The sequence below is a fragment of the Bartonella sp. CR127HXZ genome (assembly GCF_042194555.1).
Taxonomy (GTDB): Bacteria; Pseudomonadota; Alphaproteobacteria; order Rhizobiales; family Rhizobiaceae; genus Bartonella; species Bartonella grahamii.
In genome coordinates this window covers 42,412-58,441 of record NZ_JBHIMZ010000004.1, presented here as the reverse complement: position 1 = coordinate 58,441, position 16,030 = coordinate 42,412, and the positions used below count along the sequence as shown (strand labels likewise).

General features: G+C 33.8%; 14 protein-coding genes. 4 read left to right on the top strand and 10 right to left on the bottom strand.

Annotation, left to right across the window (positions count from 1 at the left end):
• Positions 1 to 289: 289 nt before the first annotated feature.
• From ACFIKY_RS03530 to pcsA, 3 genes are read right to left on the bottom strand one after another with little or no spacing between them, the layout of a single operon-like run.
• A complete protein-coding gene (locus tag ACFIKY_RS03530) occupies positions 290 to 703 on the bottom strand; it encodes a DUF6163 family protein (protein ID WP_375656111.1) in 414 nt (137 codons plus the stop codon).
• The gene (locus ACFIKY_RS03525) at positions 700 to 1,746 is read right to left on the bottom strand and encodes an enoyl-CoA hydratase/isomerase family protein (protein ID WP_375661412.1); all 1,047 of its coding nucleotides are present in this window, start codon (positions 1,744 to 1,746) and stop codon (positions 700 to 702) included. Before ACFIKY_RS03525 ends, ACFIKY_RS03530 begins: the two co-directional genes overlap by 4 nt.
• Before the next feature lie 25 nt (positions 1,747 to 1,771).
• Positions 1,772 to 2,584, bottom strand: coding sequence for a phosphatidylcholine synthase (pcsA, locus tag ACFIKY_RS03520; RefSeq protein WP_375636099.1), 813 nt, complete (start codon positions 2,582 to 2,584; stop codon positions 1,772 to 1,774).
• Between the two features lie 182 nt (positions 2,585 to 2,766).
• Between pcsA and ACFIKY_RS03515 the strand changes: the two genes are divergently transcribed.
• From ACFIKY_RS03515 to sodC, 4 genes are all read left to right on the top strand, one after another.
• Positions 2,767 to 3,993, top strand: coding sequence for a UbiH/UbiF family hydroxylase (locus tag ACFIKY_RS03515; protein WP_375661411.1), 1,227 nt, complete (start codon positions 2,767 to 2,769; stop codon positions 3,991 to 3,993).
• A 313-nt stretch (positions 3,994 to 4,306) separates the two neighbouring features.
• A complete protein-coding gene (locus ACFIKY_RS03510) occupies positions 4,307 to 4,651 on the top strand; it encodes a hypothetical protein (RefSeq protein ID WP_375661410.1) in 345 nt (114 codons plus the stop codon).
• Positions 4,629 to 4,985 (top strand): hypothetical protein, encoded by a 357-nt coding sequence (locus ACFIKY_RS03505; RefSeq protein ID WP_375653116.1) that lies wholly within the window; start codon positions 4,629 to 4,631, stop codon positions 4,983 to 4,985. Before ACFIKY_RS03510 ends, ACFIKY_RS03505 begins: the two co-directional genes overlap by 23 nt.
• Before the next feature lie 213 nt (positions 4,986 to 5,198).
• A complete protein-coding gene (gene sodC, locus ACFIKY_RS03500; protein WP_375656114.1) occupies positions 5,199 to 5,726 on the top strand; it encodes a superoxide dismutase [Cu-Zn] SodC in 528 nt (175 codons plus the stop codon).
• A 572-nt stretch (positions 5,727 to 6,298) separates the two neighbouring features.
• On the opposite strand, the gene ACFIKY_RS03495 is transcribed toward sodC, so the two are convergent.
• The 7 genes from ACFIKY_RS03495 to sufC all read right to left on the bottom strand — a co-directional run bounded on the left by ACFIKY_RS03495 (position 6,299) and on the right by sufC (position 15,875).
• Positions 6,299 to 7,255: a COG2958 family protein gene (locus ACFIKY_RS03495; protein WP_375644831.1), complete on the bottom strand. Its 957-nt coding sequence runs from the start codon at positions 7,253 to 7,255 to the stop codon at positions 6,299 to 6,301.
• A gap of 444 nt (positions 7,256 to 7,699) precedes the next feature.
• Positions 7,700 to 10,450 (bottom strand): DEAD/DEAH box helicase, encoded by a 2,751-nt coding sequence (locus ACFIKY_RS03490; protein WP_375661409.1) that lies wholly within the window; start codon positions 10,448 to 10,450, stop codon positions 7,700 to 7,702.
• 21 nt (positions 10,451 to 10,471) lie between these two features.
• On the bottom strand, positions 10,472 to 12,112 hold the full coding sequence (locus tag ACFIKY_RS03485) for a site-specific DNA-methyltransferase (RefSeq protein WP_375661407.1): 1,641 nt from the start codon (positions 12,110 to 12,112) through the stop codon (positions 10,472 to 10,474).
• A gap of 83 nt (positions 12,113 to 12,195) precedes the next feature.
• The gene (locus ACFIKY_RS03480; RefSeq protein WP_375636104.1) at positions 12,196 to 12,597 is read right to left on the bottom strand and encodes an SUF system Fe-S cluster assembly protein; all 402 of its coding nucleotides are present in this window, start codon (positions 12,595 to 12,597) and stop codon (positions 12,196 to 12,198) included.
• Positions 12,597 to 13,835, bottom strand: coding sequence for a cysteine desulfurase (locus tag ACFIKY_RS03475; protein ID WP_375644836.1), 1,239 nt, complete (start codon positions 13,833 to 13,835; stop codon positions 12,597 to 12,599). Before ACFIKY_RS03475 ends, ACFIKY_RS03480 begins: the two co-directional genes overlap by 1 nt.
• A gap of 10 nt (positions 13,836 to 13,845) precedes the next feature.
• On the bottom strand, positions 13,846 to 15,108 hold the full coding sequence (gene sufD, locus ACFIKY_RS03470) for a Fe-S cluster assembly protein SufD (RefSeq protein ID WP_375644837.1): 1,263 nt from the start codon (positions 15,106 to 15,108) through the stop codon (positions 13,846 to 13,848).
• Positions 15,109 to 15,119: 11 nt separating this feature from the next.
• Positions 15,120 to 15,875 (bottom strand): Fe-S cluster assembly ATPase SufC, encoded by a 756-nt coding sequence (sufC, locus tag ACFIKY_RS03465; protein ID WP_375636107.1) that lies wholly within the window; start codon positions 15,873 to 15,875, stop codon positions 15,120 to 15,122.
• Between the last annotated feature and the right edge of the window lie 155 nt (positions 15,876 to 16,030).

The window sequence follows — 16,030 nt, the reverse complement described above, 5'->3', positions numbered from 1 at the left end:
CGAATATTTTAATGTGCGGTTCAATTATTATCGCCATTACCATAATTTTTTTTAAAAAGTGAGTTGTACGATTATAAATATGATTTATGTTTTAAAAAAGTAGGGTTTGCTTTATTTTTCTGTATCGCATAATATATATTATGGAACTTTATGGAAGGAGTATATCTAGCATTAGCACTTTGAGGAACGTATGTTTGAAAACTGTGGTGAGCTACTTTTAAAAACTTGATGACCTTTGAAGTTAGTACGATTGAAAATCGAGCCTGTTATTCTGGCTCGAAAATTTCAATCACGATGTTTTTTTATTTTTTACTCTTTTAAAAAAAATCATCACAATTTGTAGTATTATGAAAGCTAAAAACAATATTCCATGAAATAACGGTACAAATGGCTGATAAATAAAATCAGAATAATATATTGTTATTGCTTCAATCAATGCTGCAATACACCACACAATGATACCCCATAATGAATACATCCAAAGTCCAACTAAGGCAATAGGATAGAGAATAGCCAATATAGCTGATGCAAATTGCCACTGCCAAGGCATAAGATCAAAACGCCATAGAACACCTGGAAAAACACCAACAAGGCGTATCCAATAACAAATACCTAGGACTAAGCAAATGAGTGCCAAAAACCGTAAATAACAGTTATAGATTAAATTGATTTTTGAAATCCGTTTGTGTGAATTATTTTTCACAATAATAACTCTTGCTCAACAGGTTGGAAGTAAGAATCTACCATTTCATCTGTCACATTTGAAAGTTTATTTGGCTGCCATTGAGGTCTTTTATCCTTATCGATTAACATAGCACGTATACCTTCATGAAAATCATGTGAATTAATCATATGATGTGCAATACGGTTTTCAATTTTCATACAATCTTCCAACGTTTGAGATGAATTTTGTTTCATTTGTTTCCAGATAACTTTTAAACTTATCGGAGAACGTGACTGCAAAATATCATAACATTCTTTAGCAAATAAAATACCTTCATTACTTTTTTTATGTAGCAACTCAAGACATTCTTCTAAGGTATGGGCACTAAAACAAGTGTTAATAATACAACGTGTTTCATGACTCGTTTCATAGTCTTTTGTAATTGCTCGCTCGTTTAAAGCTAAAGTAGGATCTCCTTGCTCAATAATAGCTTTTCTAATCATATCGAATTCAATTTCGGCAACGGCGTGTGTTGCTAATCCTAAATTTAAGCAATCTCCCCACTTTATGCGTGCGCCCGTTAATGCAAGATAGATGCCAAAATGATTGGGAAGAGATGGTAAGAAAAAACTTGCACCTACATCTGGAAAAAATCCAATTGCACCTTCTGGCATAGCAAAAACTGTATTTTCTGTAACAATTCGATGCGAACCATAGAGAGAAATACCTACCCCTCCTCCCATCCAAATACCGTTTAAGAAAGAAATGTAGGGCTTTGAAAAATGTTTAATATAAGCATTTAAACTATATTCATCACTAAAGTATTGACAAGCAGAGGCACTTTTCCCCATATGGTAGATTTCTACAACATCTCCACCAGCACAAAAAGCACGCCCCTCCCCTTCAATTAAAACACAAGAAACATTATCATCTATTTCCCATGTCCTGAGAGCTTTTTTTAAAGCTGAAACCATTCGTTGATTCAGAGCGTTTAATGCTGAAGGGCGTGTGAGCTTTATAATACCAGCACGCCCTTCTTTCGTAAAAGAAATATCATCATCTGCTCCAAAATCAATTTGCATCTTACACCCTTCTTAAAACAACTATTTATTGTTTTTTTATATTTTTTGCCCCAAGTTGAGGAAATATTTGCATGATTGCGCCAATACAATATATATAAAATCCTGTTACTGAAATTCCTATTTTAACCCAAGAGGGAGCCTCTAGTTGATAAAAGAATGCAGAAACACCAAAAAAACACCATAAGAGAAAAATTGGAAAATTAACTCTGCGTAAACGAAGGACTCTTACTGGATGGATAAAATAAATTGGCAAAAAAGATATAATCGCCGATAAAACAATAATGATAAAAGTAATCCACTCTCCCGGTCTTACAACAAAAAGCGTAAAAATCATCATATTCCAAACAACAGGAAATCCTTTAAAAAAGTTTTCTTTGGTTTTCATGCTAGTATCTGCATAATAAATAGCAGATGAAATAACAATAATTGCACTCAATGAAAACGATAACCCTACCCCCATAAAACCACTTTGATAGAGTGCAAAAGCAGGAATTAAGACATAAGTCACGTAATCAATAATATTATCTAACAGCTCTCCAGACCATGTTGGAAGAACGTATTTAACATCAAGTTTGCGTGCAATTGGTCCATCTATACCATCGACGAGAAGTGCAAGCCCAAGCCAACAGAACATAGCTGTCCATTCTTTTTGAGAGGCTGATATAAGAGAAAGAAACGCTAAAAATGATCCCGAAGCTGTTAGTAAATGAACAGAAAAAGCCTTTGCTTGTGGCATTGTTACTTTTTTATGGCGTAATAATTTAGCATTTGTTTTGATTTTCTTTGTTAGTTTACGTTTCAAGGTTTTCTTATCCTCGTTTTTAAAGTCTTCAACCATCTATTAATACGCCATTTTTTACCGATGATATAACCCAGCATTTAAAAAAATCATAAAAAGGTTACTTTTTTATATCGCATTATTTATTACATACTATAATAGAAGAGCTTCATATAATAAAAAGAGAGTGATCATTTGGAAATGTTAAAATATTTTCTCAATGGATAAAGGTTCAAATCGTTGTGATATTTGAAAAGAAAGAGCATAAAGATATTGCTGTTATTGGTGCAGGTCCTGTGGGAATGTTGTCCGCACTGAGTCTTGCACATGAGGGGTTTTCTGTTTTTCTTGTCGGCCCCCCTGCTCATACAGATGAGTTACGGACAACTGCTCTTATGATGCCTGCAATACGCATGCTTCAAAAACTCAATATTTGGAATAATATTCAAAAATATGCTGCTTCTTTATCCTATATGAGAATTGTAGATATAACTTCTAGAATTGTGCATGCTCCTACGGTGCATTTTTCTTCTGCTGAAATTGGTGAAAAAGCTTTTGGCTATAATATACCTAATGTAAAATTGAACAGTGCTTTAGTCGATGCTGTTGCACATACGCCCAATATTACAAGATTTGTTTCGGCAGCCAAATCTTTTCATCACACAAAAAACCATGTATGTATTACTCTTGCTGATCATAGAGTCATTCAAGCACCACTTGTTGTTGCTGCTGATGGACGTCACTCTCTTACACGTGCCGCAGCAGGAATAAGTGTCAAACAGTGGAATTATCCACAAAAAGCACTTGTTCTCAACTTTTCTCATGAGTTTTCTCATCAAAATACATCAACCGAATTTCATACAGAACATGGTCCATTTACACAGGTTCCTTTACCAGGGCGAAGATCTAGTCTTGTATGGGTTGTTCATCCTTCTCGTGCTGAGGAATTGTGGAATATAGAACCAAAAGAAATTGCAAAAATGATCGAAAACCAAATGCAATCAATGCTTGGAAAGCTACGCTTAGAAACATCAATTCAAGCATGGCCGCTTTCAGGACTTCTTTCTCATCATTTTGCTGCTAATCGAACAATTTTAGTGGGTGAAGCCGCTCATGTTTTACCCCCTATTGGGGCACAGGGATTGAATTTAGGATTCCGTGATGTCCAAACTTTGATTGATATTTTACTCAATAAAATGTCCAATTCTAACTCTGAAATGATTGTTGCGCATTATAACAAATGCCGCAAACCAGATATATTAATCCGAAGTGGAGCTGTTCATACACTTAACTCTGCTCTACTTTCTCATATGTTGCCTATTCATATCATACGAAGCGTTGGGCTTGGTTTGTTACATAGTTTTTCACCATTACGTAATTTATTTATGCGCGAAGGAATGTATCCCAGTTGTGGATTCAAGGAAATTATGCAAATATTTCCAACAAAATCATCTAAACAGCTCTACTGAGCAATAATGGATAATAACGTAAAATAAACAAATAATAATAAGTGAATAAGGTATCAATAACCACAGAAAAATTATTTATATTTGAGATTTTGTAATAAAACATGTAAAATTAGTAGTACTATACATCATTTTTTATTAAAAATTATTATATATATTTAGCATACTAATATAAAATAATAAAAAACATTTTTATTTAATCAATAGAGTTTCAAAATTTTTTATCATTAAGTATATTATTAAAAATAAAATCATCTTGGGAACTTGTTAGTAACACAGAGGTTAATGAAGTGTTGTTTCAACAAATGGTGACAAGATGAAACTAAATAAATTTTTGAAATTAAGTATTTTTTTTATAATGATTGTATGTGTCTCGTTGACAGTCACTACTTCAATCAGTGAGGTTTTTCATCTTCCTTATTGTCAAGCCTTTACCTATAGCTCTACTCAAAATGTCACTAAAATAGGTCAGAACTCATTTACTGCTTCACAAGTTAAAAATTGTCTTATGCAAAATGGTTTTGAGAATATTAAACGATTGCGTTTAGATGACAAAGGCATCTGGCGTGCTTTAGTAAAATTTAAAAAGTCCCATTTTTTCGTATCCGTTGACTATTCAGGAATAGTTAGCATTCAAAATGAAAGAAAAAAATATGATTGATTTTAAAACTTACAGCAACGTTTTTGTTCATAGCTGTAAGGAAAAAAAATTAAAAAAGTGCTGCCATTCTATTAAAGAATTTGCTTTCATTGGCGGTTTAAATGGTAGCATATCAGGAGCTATCGCAGCAACTCTTGCAACTTATGGTTATATTGCTCTTCCAGGATTTGGTCCAGTTATCGCAATGGGTATAGGAGTAGCACTTTCTGCCGGAATGATAATAGGAACACTGATAGGATCAGGAATGGGAGGAAGTGTCGGTATATGCTGTATTTTATGGGAAATTTATATGAATCATAATAATTCTTTCTCTTATAAATTTCATAATGAATAAAAATTTTTCGTCATTTTTTCTATGAAAAATAATTAAGTCATCAACAAATTATATGTTCTGTTTTTGATGAAATAATTATCGTGTTATAAATGAAATAATATTTCTATGTAAATTATTTTTCTTAAATTTCAATTTAATACAATCATATATATTTAATAATATAGATTATTTTTATAGATAAAATTTATTTAAATATAAGTATAAAGGAATTTTATGAAAAAAATATTATTATCATTATTGGTTTTTATGGCATTTTTAATTCATAAAAATTCTGCATTAGCACTATCAACACAAGTAAATATTTATAAATTAGAATATAATAATTCCAAAAAGGCTATTGGTAGCATTAAAATTGAAGAAAACACATACGGTTTGATTTTCATCCCTAATTTATCTACTTTATCAGAAGGGATGCATGGTTTTCATATACATGTAAATCCTTCATGTGATACAAAAGATGGCATAATTGGTGGAAGCGCAGGTGGACATTATGATCCGGAACATACCGGAAAACATTTAGGACCTTATAATGTCAATGGTCATCTTGGTGATTTACCAGCACTTTATGTTGATAAGCAAGGGTATGCTATGATGAGCGTTCTTGCTCCACGATTAAAAAAAATCTCTGAAATTAAAGGGCACTCTTTAGTCATTCATTTAGGAGCAGATAATCAATCAGACAAACCATTACCGCTTGGCGGAGGTGGTGCGCGTTTGGCGTGCGGTATTATTGAAAAATAAAGAGAATATTGTGGCAAACTGTGTGAATATTTTATAAGAGTAAAGTTTTTTTTGAATGTTTAATTTGGATAACAAAAAACTTAATAATAATAAAAACGAAAAACAATGAAAATTAAAGAAATAGTAGTGTATATTCTCCGTAAGAAGACTTCAATATGAGGAAGTAATATTTTCAATATTTGATGTAAACAAAGCAAGAAAATTGAATTTCACTTTCTAAAATATCAAATTTGTAATAAATTATAACTATTAAGTCTAGTATCTAATGGAATTACGCCTCACGTACAAAATAGAACGGGTCTAAAACAGAATTTTTACTCTTCCCCTACTCAAGCCCACTCATGAGATGCACGCAAACAATTTTGATTGATACAATATCAATATAAGGTGGTTTTAAAAGATTGAATGCTAGGATATTTACCCCCCTCATTTAAGTTTAAAACAAATGAATAATTATCATTATAAATCAATATATTATATCAATATAATAAGTCAAATAAAATAGTTAGAGTAATTTTTTATCACTCTGAAAAAAAGGCTTTTAAACAATAGAGTCTTTTTTAAAATACCTCTCATGGATACATATGATCCCAGTCTAGTGGACGCATCTCGCCAGTTTGATAAAATTGACGAATGAGCTTAATATAATCAAGAAAGTCTTTGTTTTCCTCCACTAGTCTATTAGCAGTATCCCAGTCAATATCACTACGTTCTTTGGCAGGAATTAAAATCTCACTCTCGGAAGAGTTTTCCTTATTAAGTCTTATAAATCCAACTCCATGCAAACTTGAAAGCATTCGAAGCTCTTTTAATGTATCAACTCCTTCAATTTCACTAGCAACTAAATAACTCAAATTAGCCCATGACGAATTACTAACTGTTTGAAAAAATGCTTTTCGTAAATTTGAACGATTGATGAGAATTTTTACTTCAAAAGACCAAAGCTTCGTTTTTTTATCAAAATATTGCAAAACACAATCTTTGATTTCACGATTCCATTCACTGCTTAAATCTTGCATTCCTACGAGATCTGGATAAAGCCATTTATTTCCGCCTGCACCATGTTTATTACGAGAACATTTCTCATTAATGCGCTTGCTGTAAACTGCAAGCTCTGACCATAAAAATTTAGATAATAACGGATAAAGATCATGCTCTTTAACAGAGCCATCTTCTGTTCTACTCTTTGCATTGTCCTCTGCTGCATCAATGTCCTCTACTGCATCAATTTCAGCACTATCTGTTTGTTTAGTAAAATAATATTGCCGTGGTCGTCCTTCAGTGGTTTTAATTTCTGAATAACGTTTTTGTAACTGAGGGCGTCCTGCTCCTATTTCAGCAACAATTTGCTGAATAAGAGCTGCATCACTATTAAGGGGAGTAATTATTGCCGTTGAATGCTTTTGTTTTTGACGGCATTTTTCTGGGTAATTTTCAAATATCCATTGAGCAATTTCTCGAGCTGTAAATTTTTTTGTCGGGTTTTTCTTTAAAAAATTAAAAACAGTGTTTGTTAAATTCAAAGTCATATGAAAAACTCCCCCCTTTTATCCTCTGGGTATTTCATTATATTCAGGTTTTTTAAATGAAAGAACAATAAACTATTTAAGTTTTTTAAAAAAAGCATATTTATAAAATTACCCAATGAAATTAAAATATTTTTTTTAATTTGTGACTATAAACTCAAAGATCTTTTCACATAAGGAAAGTAAGATTGTACTTTTATCAAAAATTGTAAATGTGCTAAAAATCCCCATAAAAAATCATAATCTTGTGTAACTTTTCTATACATTTTTCCTTTTATTTTAATGTTGTTAGAAAAAAATATTAATTTTATGATTTAAGAACCCATTAATACTTTTAAATTAATGATGCGATAGTGCAAAAAATTAAAAATAATTATTCAAACATTTGATTGAACCTCACATCTGTCAATTAAAAAACTTATGTGTTTTATTTTTGACGCAAATAAGTTATGAGCTCTCAAGTATAGATTCTGCAATGGTAAACTCTGCACACAAACCTTCAAAACTACTATTTGCTTTAATAGCATCATGGGGAATAAGAATATAATACCATTTTTTACCGCCAGAAGTAGCCGCATAGCGCGTTGCATGACAACACCATTGAACTGCAGCTTCTCTCTTTTTTAACACAATAGGATTTTGCATTTCAGAGGTTTTTTTAGGCTCACAAAGATATTTGGCATCCTTCGTTTCTACAACAAAGTCCGGTTCATAGATTGATCCTTTATCATATTCTATCTTGAAAAAACCTCGAGCGGGTTTCATCCATTTCAATACTTGTACATCATCCTCTAATATTTGAGCAAATCGTAATTCCCCTTCTACTGAATCAAACTTTTGTAAAGGATAACAACATTTTCTAAAGCCGCTGAATACAAGTTTTTTAATATCGCTTTTAATGGCAGGAATATTACGAAAATCAAGAGGAGACGTCCCTTGCGGCAACACATAATGGATAGGTGTTAAAGTTGTAAAACCTCGTGTCACTTTAACCTCATAATCTTTTTGTGTTTCCCATTGATGTTCTCTTAATTGCGCAACAATAAAATTAGTAAGCTTATTCTGATAGTGAATTAATACGTTTTCAACAGCTGTATCATTGGGTAAATAAGATCGGAAATGTTCTACCATCTGACCAGCTAATTTTCGTAATAAGAGCGTATGGCTATCATAATCGATAAAATCATTATCAATTAAACCACGAATGATGTAGTTTTCAAGATAAGGCTCTTTGACATATTCATTCTTAGAAGTGAGAAAAATACTTTTATGGGTACGCAATTCTCGAATTAAAAGTTCTTTACTAACAGGTTGCAAATTTAAGCTTTCTAGATTTTTCAAATCGAAATCAGAAAAACCATAAGTCACGTCACGCGAAGGTATGAATACAATATTAGGAATATCTATCATCAATTCTGCTAATTGTTTTGTCAAAATTGTAACCACTTTTGATACAAGAGACTTTTGTGATGAAGGCTTAATATTCATAACTTTATTAGCAATTTTTTCTTGTATCGGTGCAGAATAAAGCATTTGAGAACTTGGCAATTTATCATTCTCTTTGATAAGATCCCACGCGATCGCTGCAATTTCTTGCTCTTCAGGCGTTAATGTAGGGGAATCTGTATTACGTAATATGATACCTTGTAAATCAGATGCTCCATTTATATCGGAATTACGTGTTACCATCGTTTGCATCAATAAAGCTTCTACTTGACATGGAACTGTCACTATATCTGTCTTTTCAGAGGGGATATCCCCTCCTGTTCCAATCTCAATATGCTTTTTTATAATTGAGTTTGGATCGTTTGCACGATCAATAATATCTTGAAAACGATCATGCGCAATAATTGTTAAACGATCAATAGCTTCCATGCCTGTTCTATACCCATAAGGCAAACGCAATCCACGCCCAATTGTTTGCTCTGTTAAAATTTCTGAAGCCGATGCACGCAACGGTACAATAGTATAGAGATTAGTAACATCCCACCCCTCCTTTAATTTATTAACGTGAATAACAATTTCCGTTGGCTCATGAGGATCCTCAATAGCAATAATCTTTTGAATATTTTGATCTTCTTCTATATTTGACTGTTTTGTATGAATCTCTAAAACTTTTCCCTTATAAGCCCCTGCAAAAAATTCATCTGATTCCAATAAATTCCGTAGTTTTTGTGCATGATTTGTATCTTGAGCAACAACTAAAATAAAAGGCTTAACGAACTTTTTGTTATAATCTTTTGCATAGACAATTAAATCTGCTTTCACATTTTCATGGGCATGAATTGCATCTTGTAATTTGATATGTTCTAATTGCTCAGATGTATGATTTTGAGCTTGAAAATCTTTACGTGTAGCAACAGCAGGTTCTTTTACAAAACCATCCCTCATAGCCTCTGCAAGTGAATAACTATAGACAACATTTTTAAAATCTACGGGTTTTGCACCTATTGTTTTTGGTGTCGCTGTAAGCTCTATTCCTAAAACAGGTTTTAACTCATTAATTGCCGCTGCACCAGCAGAAGCACGATAACGATGTGCTTCATCCATTAACAAAACTAAATCAGGAAGATTTGCGAGATAATCAAAATAACTTTCGCCAATTGTCTCTTGTAAGCGTTTAATCCTCGGCATACTAGATTTTAGTGCGCCTTTTTTATTATCTGTTGTATTAATTTTAGAAATATTAAAAATATTGATAAAAGCCGTATCTCTATTCTCAAACAAACGCTTTTGTCCTTGAAAATAGTGTTCATCAGCGCGAATACCTTTACCACTTTCATAATCTTCACCTGTAATAATAACGGGTCTATTGGCAATAAATTCACTCATTCCACTGAAAACATACTTCGGACTTTGGGGACTAAAATCCTGTTTTAACTTTTCATAAATAGTCAAATTTGGCGCTAAAACAAAAAAATGGCGACTGCGACCTGTTAAATAAAGATAGCTGATAAAAGCACCCATAAGTCGCGTTTTCCCAACCCCCGTTGCTAAGGCAAAACAAAAAGAGGGAAAGTTTCGTTCAAAATCTTGTACAGAAGGATAAAGATTTTTTATCACTTCTAACTCTGCAACCAAATCAGCATTTTTAGAAAGCTCTATATTTTCTAAGATTTTTACCAAAATATTTAAAGATTCACGTTGAGGATCACGTAACGATAAGCGAGCAGAAATCCTTTTTTCAATAGTGTTCATGAAAAACTCCGCTTTTATATACTATTCAAATAAATCTAATTCTGCTTGCACAATATCTTTATTTTTGTTGTTTTCTTTTACCACAATCACTGGTTCAAGATTGGCTACATTTAAACTGTAATCGTCCCTTCCCCATTCGCATTTTTCTAATACTGCACGGGGGATTTTAGTGAGTGTCAGATTTTCAAAGGATGCTGATTTTGTATCAAAGGCTGTACCACAAATCAGCAACGTGCGATGAGAGCCTACCTCTTCACTCATTATACGGAGTTGTTCATGGGTCATAGCGCTTGTTGTGACATAAATATAATCTGTTTCGGTTGAATACCCTTGCATCCAATAATGATTTTCATCAGGTGCGTAGGTAAATCCCATATGTTTGCACATTGCTTCTGAAAGCATCGCAGCATTATATTCGCGACTAATAATCCATTGTCCCCATGGATCTTTTTGTAACAGAGAAGGTGCAAGGCGATAATAGCGAAATCCACCGCCACCTTGCCAATTGACACTTTTGGAAATTCCCCCTTGATCAGTTCCATCAATGACTTGTTTTAAACGAGGGATAATGTGGGTGTGACAATGCTCACCAAGTTCAATCATAATCCACTTTCTTCCCATTTTATGGGCAACAGCACCGGTTGTGCCAGAACCAGCAAAAGAATCCAGTACAAGATCACCGGGATTAGTGGCAAGTTGAATAATGCGTTCCATTAAACGCTCAGGTTTAGGAGTTGTAAAGACACTATCAGAATTGAAGACTTTGGCTTCTTTTTTTGCATCTTGATTATGGCCAACTTCCTGATAAGGCCAAATGGTCATTGAAACCATACCATTTTTTACCTCTGATAAAAAACGCTTCATAGAAGGAACATTACTTCCTGTTGGACCAAACCAAACACGATTATCTTCTAATAGCTTAGCAAATTTTTGTTTACTAACGCGCCAACTCGTTCCAGCAGGAGGCATCACACTGCGCCCAGAAGGCGTAACAATTTCATAAACATCTTTTAAATTCATAGTCTTAACTGAAAGATTATCTGATTTCCAAGGACCGCGAGGATCATTATCAGGGTTTTTATAGCGCGCATCCATATCGCTTGAACGAGGAAGCAATTGAGGGCGCCAAACAGTTTTATCTTTAGCATAAACCATTACAAAATCATGGTTGTCTGAAAGCCACTTTGCATCATTTTGTGGAGCATATTTTTTTTGCCAAATGATATTGTTTATAAAATTTTTTCGACCAAAAATTTCATCCATTAACACTTTAAGGTAAGCTTGCTCGTCATCATCAATTGATATCCAGATACTTCCATCATCTGCCAGTAAATGATGTAACAATTCTAGCCTGTCTCTCATAAGGCTTAGCCATAGGGAATGCTCTAAACCATCTTCATAATGTTCAAAGGCATTGCCTGTATTATAAGGTGGATCGATATAGATGCATTTTACCTTCCCCATATATTCTTGTTCAAGCGCTTTGAGTGCGAGCAAATTGTCACCAAAAATAAGTTTATTATCAAAAATATCTTGGGATGATATTTGATGCGAAGCGTGATAAGATTTTTCAAGATCTTCTAATAAGATACGAGGCTCTAGTTTTGGGCGTTTTTCTTTTCCAATCCAGTTAAGTTCTAATTTTTGTTTATTATAACTCATGCGATTGTCCTTAAATTTAAACGCTTGTGAAAAGTAAACAGCTTATTCATGAATGGCTAAATTAGAGTCTCTTAACAATATTTTTAGTACCATCCGACAGCAATTTGAGCTTCTTCTGACATACAATCAGGTGTCCATGGTGGATCAAAAGTCATAGTGACTTCAACATACGAAACCCCTTCAACTGCACTGACTGCATTTTCTACCCACCCCGGCATTTCACCAGCAACAGGACATCCCGGTGCTGTAAGAGTCATTTCAATTTTTACTGAACGATCATCTTCAATATCAATACGATAAATCAGTCCTAGCTCATAAATATCAGCAGGAATCTCTGGGTCATAAACTGTTTTGAGAGCAGCAATAATATCATTTGTCATACGATCAATTTCATCTGCTGGAATCGCTGATACATAAGACTTTTTATTTTCGCTTACAGTTTCAACAGATTCTGTAGAATGACGCTCTTCAATTGATTCAGCCATTAAAAAAATGTCCTTGTTTCTTTCAATGCTTCTACTAATTGATCTACATCTTCTTGAGTGTTATACATGGCTAACGATGCCCGACAAATAGATGTTAGACCAAAGCGCTGTAATAAAGGCTGTGCACAATGGGTTCCCGCGCGTATTGCAACTCCTTTTCTATCAATAAACATAGCGATATCATGGGCGTGAATCCCTTCAATTGTAAATGATATAATAGCTCCTTTATTGGGAGAATGACCATAAATACGCAATGACTCAACAGTTTTAAGTTTTTCCTGCGCATAAGCTAAAAGGGACCTCTCATGGGCATGAATCGTGCTACGACCTTTCTCTTGTATATAATCAATAGCCGCAGTTAATCCAATAGCTTCAACAATAGGAGGAGTGCCTGCTTCAAAACGGTAAGGAGGAGCATTATAAAAAACCTTATCGGTTGTTACCTCCTCGATCATTTCCCCTCCTCCTTGAAAAGGACGCATTTCTTCTAATCTATCTTCCTTACCATACAAAACACCAATACCAGTGGGACCATAAAGCTTATGACCTGTAAAGACATACCAATCACAATCGAGATCTTGCACATCAACGGTTAAATGTACTGCTCCTTGAGAACCATCAACAAGAACAGGAATAGAATTTTGATGTGCTAGCTTAATAATCTCTTTGACAGGAGGCACAGTTCCTAATATATTGGACATATGCGTTATAGCAACAAGCCGCGTTTTTTTGCTTAAAGCCTTTTGGAAATCTTCAATGTGCAGAACACCATTTTCATCGACAGGAACAAAAATAAGTCTAACACCTTTTTGTTCACGGAGAAAATGCCAAGGAATAATATTTGAATGATGTTCCATGATCGTTAGAACAATCTCATCACCTTCTTTGAGTTTGGGCATAGCCCAACCATAAGCAACGGTATTAATAGCTTCTGTTGCATTTTTCGTAAAAACAATTTCTTCAGCTTTTTGAGCATTTAGAAAAACACGAACGGTTTCACGAGAATTTTCATATGATTGTGTTGCTATGTTGGCTAAAAAATACATTCCCCTATGCACATTAGCATAACTATAGTGATAATAATTATTCATTGCATTGAGTACTGACATTGGTTTTTGGGCAGAAGCACTACTATCAAGATATGCTAATCGCTTTCCATAAACTTGATGGTGCAAAAGAGGAAAATCACGCCGAATTTCTTCGACATTATAAGTAAATGTTTTTACGTTATTTTCCATTTTTTCTACCTTAAACATTTTTTTCAAGCCATTTACTAATGATATTCTCCAAAGCAATTTGAATATTATCTTGCTTGATCTCATCAATGAGCTCAGAGATAAATCCTTTAATCAAAAGTGCACGAGCCGTTTTAAATGGGATACCACGCGCCATAAGATAAAAAAGATAATCATGATTAATATTAGCAACTGTTGCACCATGACCGCATGCAACATCATCAGCAAAAATCTCCAGTTCAGGCTTTGCATTAAATTCTGCATCATCTGAAAGAATAAGGCTATTACAAGCCATGCGTGCATCTGTTTTTTGCGCTTTTTGAGACACACGTATTATTCCTTGGAAAACACCAACAGCCTTATCTGTGACCACATTGCGTATAATTTCGGTTGATGTTGATTTTTCTTCCACGTGACGAACAGTCATTGTAAGATCACTATGTGTTTGTCCTGATAATAAATTTATAACGCGTAATTGAAAATCAGATTCTTCTCCCTGTAATTCAATATCGACTTCTTGGCGATTTAATTGGCTCCCTATATTAATGACATAAAGTGATAACTTCGCTCTTTGATCAAGAACAGCACAAAATCGACCAAATTGTGTAGAATTAAAATCACGATTGCGAATGAGAATCCACGTAACATCGCTATCAGCAGCAACATTTAATGAAAATATTGAACTGATAAAGGTATCTTTATCATTGCCAATCTGATGTTCAATAAACATAACTTGACTATTTTTATCAATTTTTATATCCGAAAAAATATGAGACTGTCCCCCCATTTGTATATTTTGTAATTCAATGGGTATATTTAACTTTGTATTTTCAGGGATGTGAAAAAGCCAACCATCTGTAACAAAAGCTGTATTTAACTGTCCAATAAAATCCTCATCAGAAATGTTTTGATTTATCTGTACAGAATTATCTTCTAATGCGTCTGAAAGGCGTTTTACTGTAATATTATCTACCTTTGACTCTATCGATGTTTTTCCATTGTTTATGGAGAAAACAGCACTTTCTGAAAGCAAAGAATCAACCAATTGATTGTTTTGAACTTTTGAAAAATTGCTAATAGACTTCAGTAAGGTACGCAGATTGGTATAATGCCAGCTTTCGATTTTACGGGAAGGAAGCCGTGTTGTTTGAAACTGCTCAATAGTTTTCTTGCGGATTTCCTGTACAGCTTTATCACCAGGTAAGTCGTTTACATACTGATTGAAATTACTGAGTATATTTTCTTCAACTGCTAACAAGTTTTGCTGTGTATTCATATTCAATAACCTCAAACCGCTTCCCTGATAAGATCAGCATACCCATTTTGCTCTAAATAAAGCGCTAAGGATTTATCTCCGCTTTTGATAATTTGTCCTTTATAAAGAACATGTACCGTGTCAGGAATAATATAATTAAGCAGCCGTTGATAATGGGTAATCACCAAAAATGAACGTTTTGAATCCCGAAGTTTATTAACACCATCTGCAACAATTTTTAATGCATCAATATCTAAACCAGAATCCGTTTCATCTAAAATGCAAAGTCTAGGTTCAAGAAGTGCCATTTGTAAAATTTCAGCGCGTTTTTTTTCTCCACCTGAAAAACCTACATTTAATGGACGCTTTAGCATATCCATATCTATTTCAAGTTTGGCTGAAACTTCTTTAACACATTTTATAAATTCAGGAATTTTAAGCTCTTTGTCACCACGCGCTTTGCGTTGAGAATTCATCGCAACTTTTAAAAATTCCATCGTTGCTACCCCTGGTATTTCCATTGGATATTGAAATGCAAGAAAAACACCATATGTAGCACGTTCTGCTGGATCCATTTCTAAAAGCGATTTTCCATTATAGAGAATATCTCCTTCTGTTATTTCATAATCATCACGACCAGCAAGCAAATAAGACAAAGTTGATTTTCCGGCTCCATTTTGTCCCATGATAGCGGCAACTTCTCCATCTTGAACTGTCAAGTTTAAACCACGAATAACTTCTGTATCGGTCCCAGCAATACGGGCGTGCAATTTTTTTATCTCTAACATAATTTAATCCTGTTTTGGCTGTTTTTCAGATACCAATGCGTATTATTTTGCCTTAGCATCCATCTACTTTTGTAATTACCATAGAGGTCATTTTTAGCATTATTTGCTACTGTTACAGCCCTTTTACATCAAGTCTTCTATTTATCTAATTACAA

Coding starts and splice junctions, on each gene's coding strand:
- ACFIKY_RS03495 (WP_375644831.1), bottom strand. CDS start 7,255: ATGACTTTGAATTTAACAAACACTGTTTTTAATTTTTTAAAGAAAAAC.
- sufD (WP_375644837.1), bottom strand. CDS start 15,108: ATGAATACACAGCAAAACTTGTTAGCAGTTGAAGAAAATATACTCAGT.
- sodC (WP_375656114.1), top strand. CDS start 5,199: ATGAAAAAAATATTATTATCATTATTGGTTTTTATGGCATTTTTAATT.
- pcsA (WP_375636099.1), bottom strand. CDS start 2,584: ATGGTTGAAGACTTTAAAAACGAGGATAAGAAAACCTTGAAACGTAAA.
- ACFIKY_RS03505 (WP_375653116.1), top strand. CDS start 4,629: ATGAAAGAAAAAAATATGATTGATTTTAAAACTTACAGCAACGTTTTT.
- ACFIKY_RS03510 (WP_375661410.1), top strand. CDS start 4,307: ATGAAACTAAATAAATTTTTGAAATTAAGTATTTTTTTTATAATGATT.
- ACFIKY_RS03525 (WP_375661412.1), bottom strand. CDS start 1,746: ATGCAAATTGATTTTGGAGCAGATGATGATATTTCTTTTACGAAAGAA.
- ACFIKY_RS03475 (WP_375644836.1), bottom strand. CDS start 13,835: ATGGAAAATAACGTAAAAACATTTACTTATAATGTCGAAGAAATTCGG.
- ACFIKY_RS03490 (WP_375661409.1), bottom strand. CDS start 10,450: ATGAACACTATTGAAAAAAGGATTTCTGCTCGCTTATCGTTACGTGAT.
- ACFIKY_RS03480 (WP_375636104.1), bottom strand. CDS start 12,597: ATGGCTGAATCAATTGAAGAGCGTCATTCTACAGAATCTGTTGAAACT.
- sufC (WP_375636107.1), bottom strand. CDS start 15,875: ATGTTAGAGATAAAAAAATTGCACGCCCGTATTGCTGGGACCGATACA.
- ACFIKY_RS03485 (WP_375661407.1), bottom strand. CDS start 12,112: ATGAGTTATAATAAACAAAAATTAGAACTTAACTGGATTGGAAAAGAA.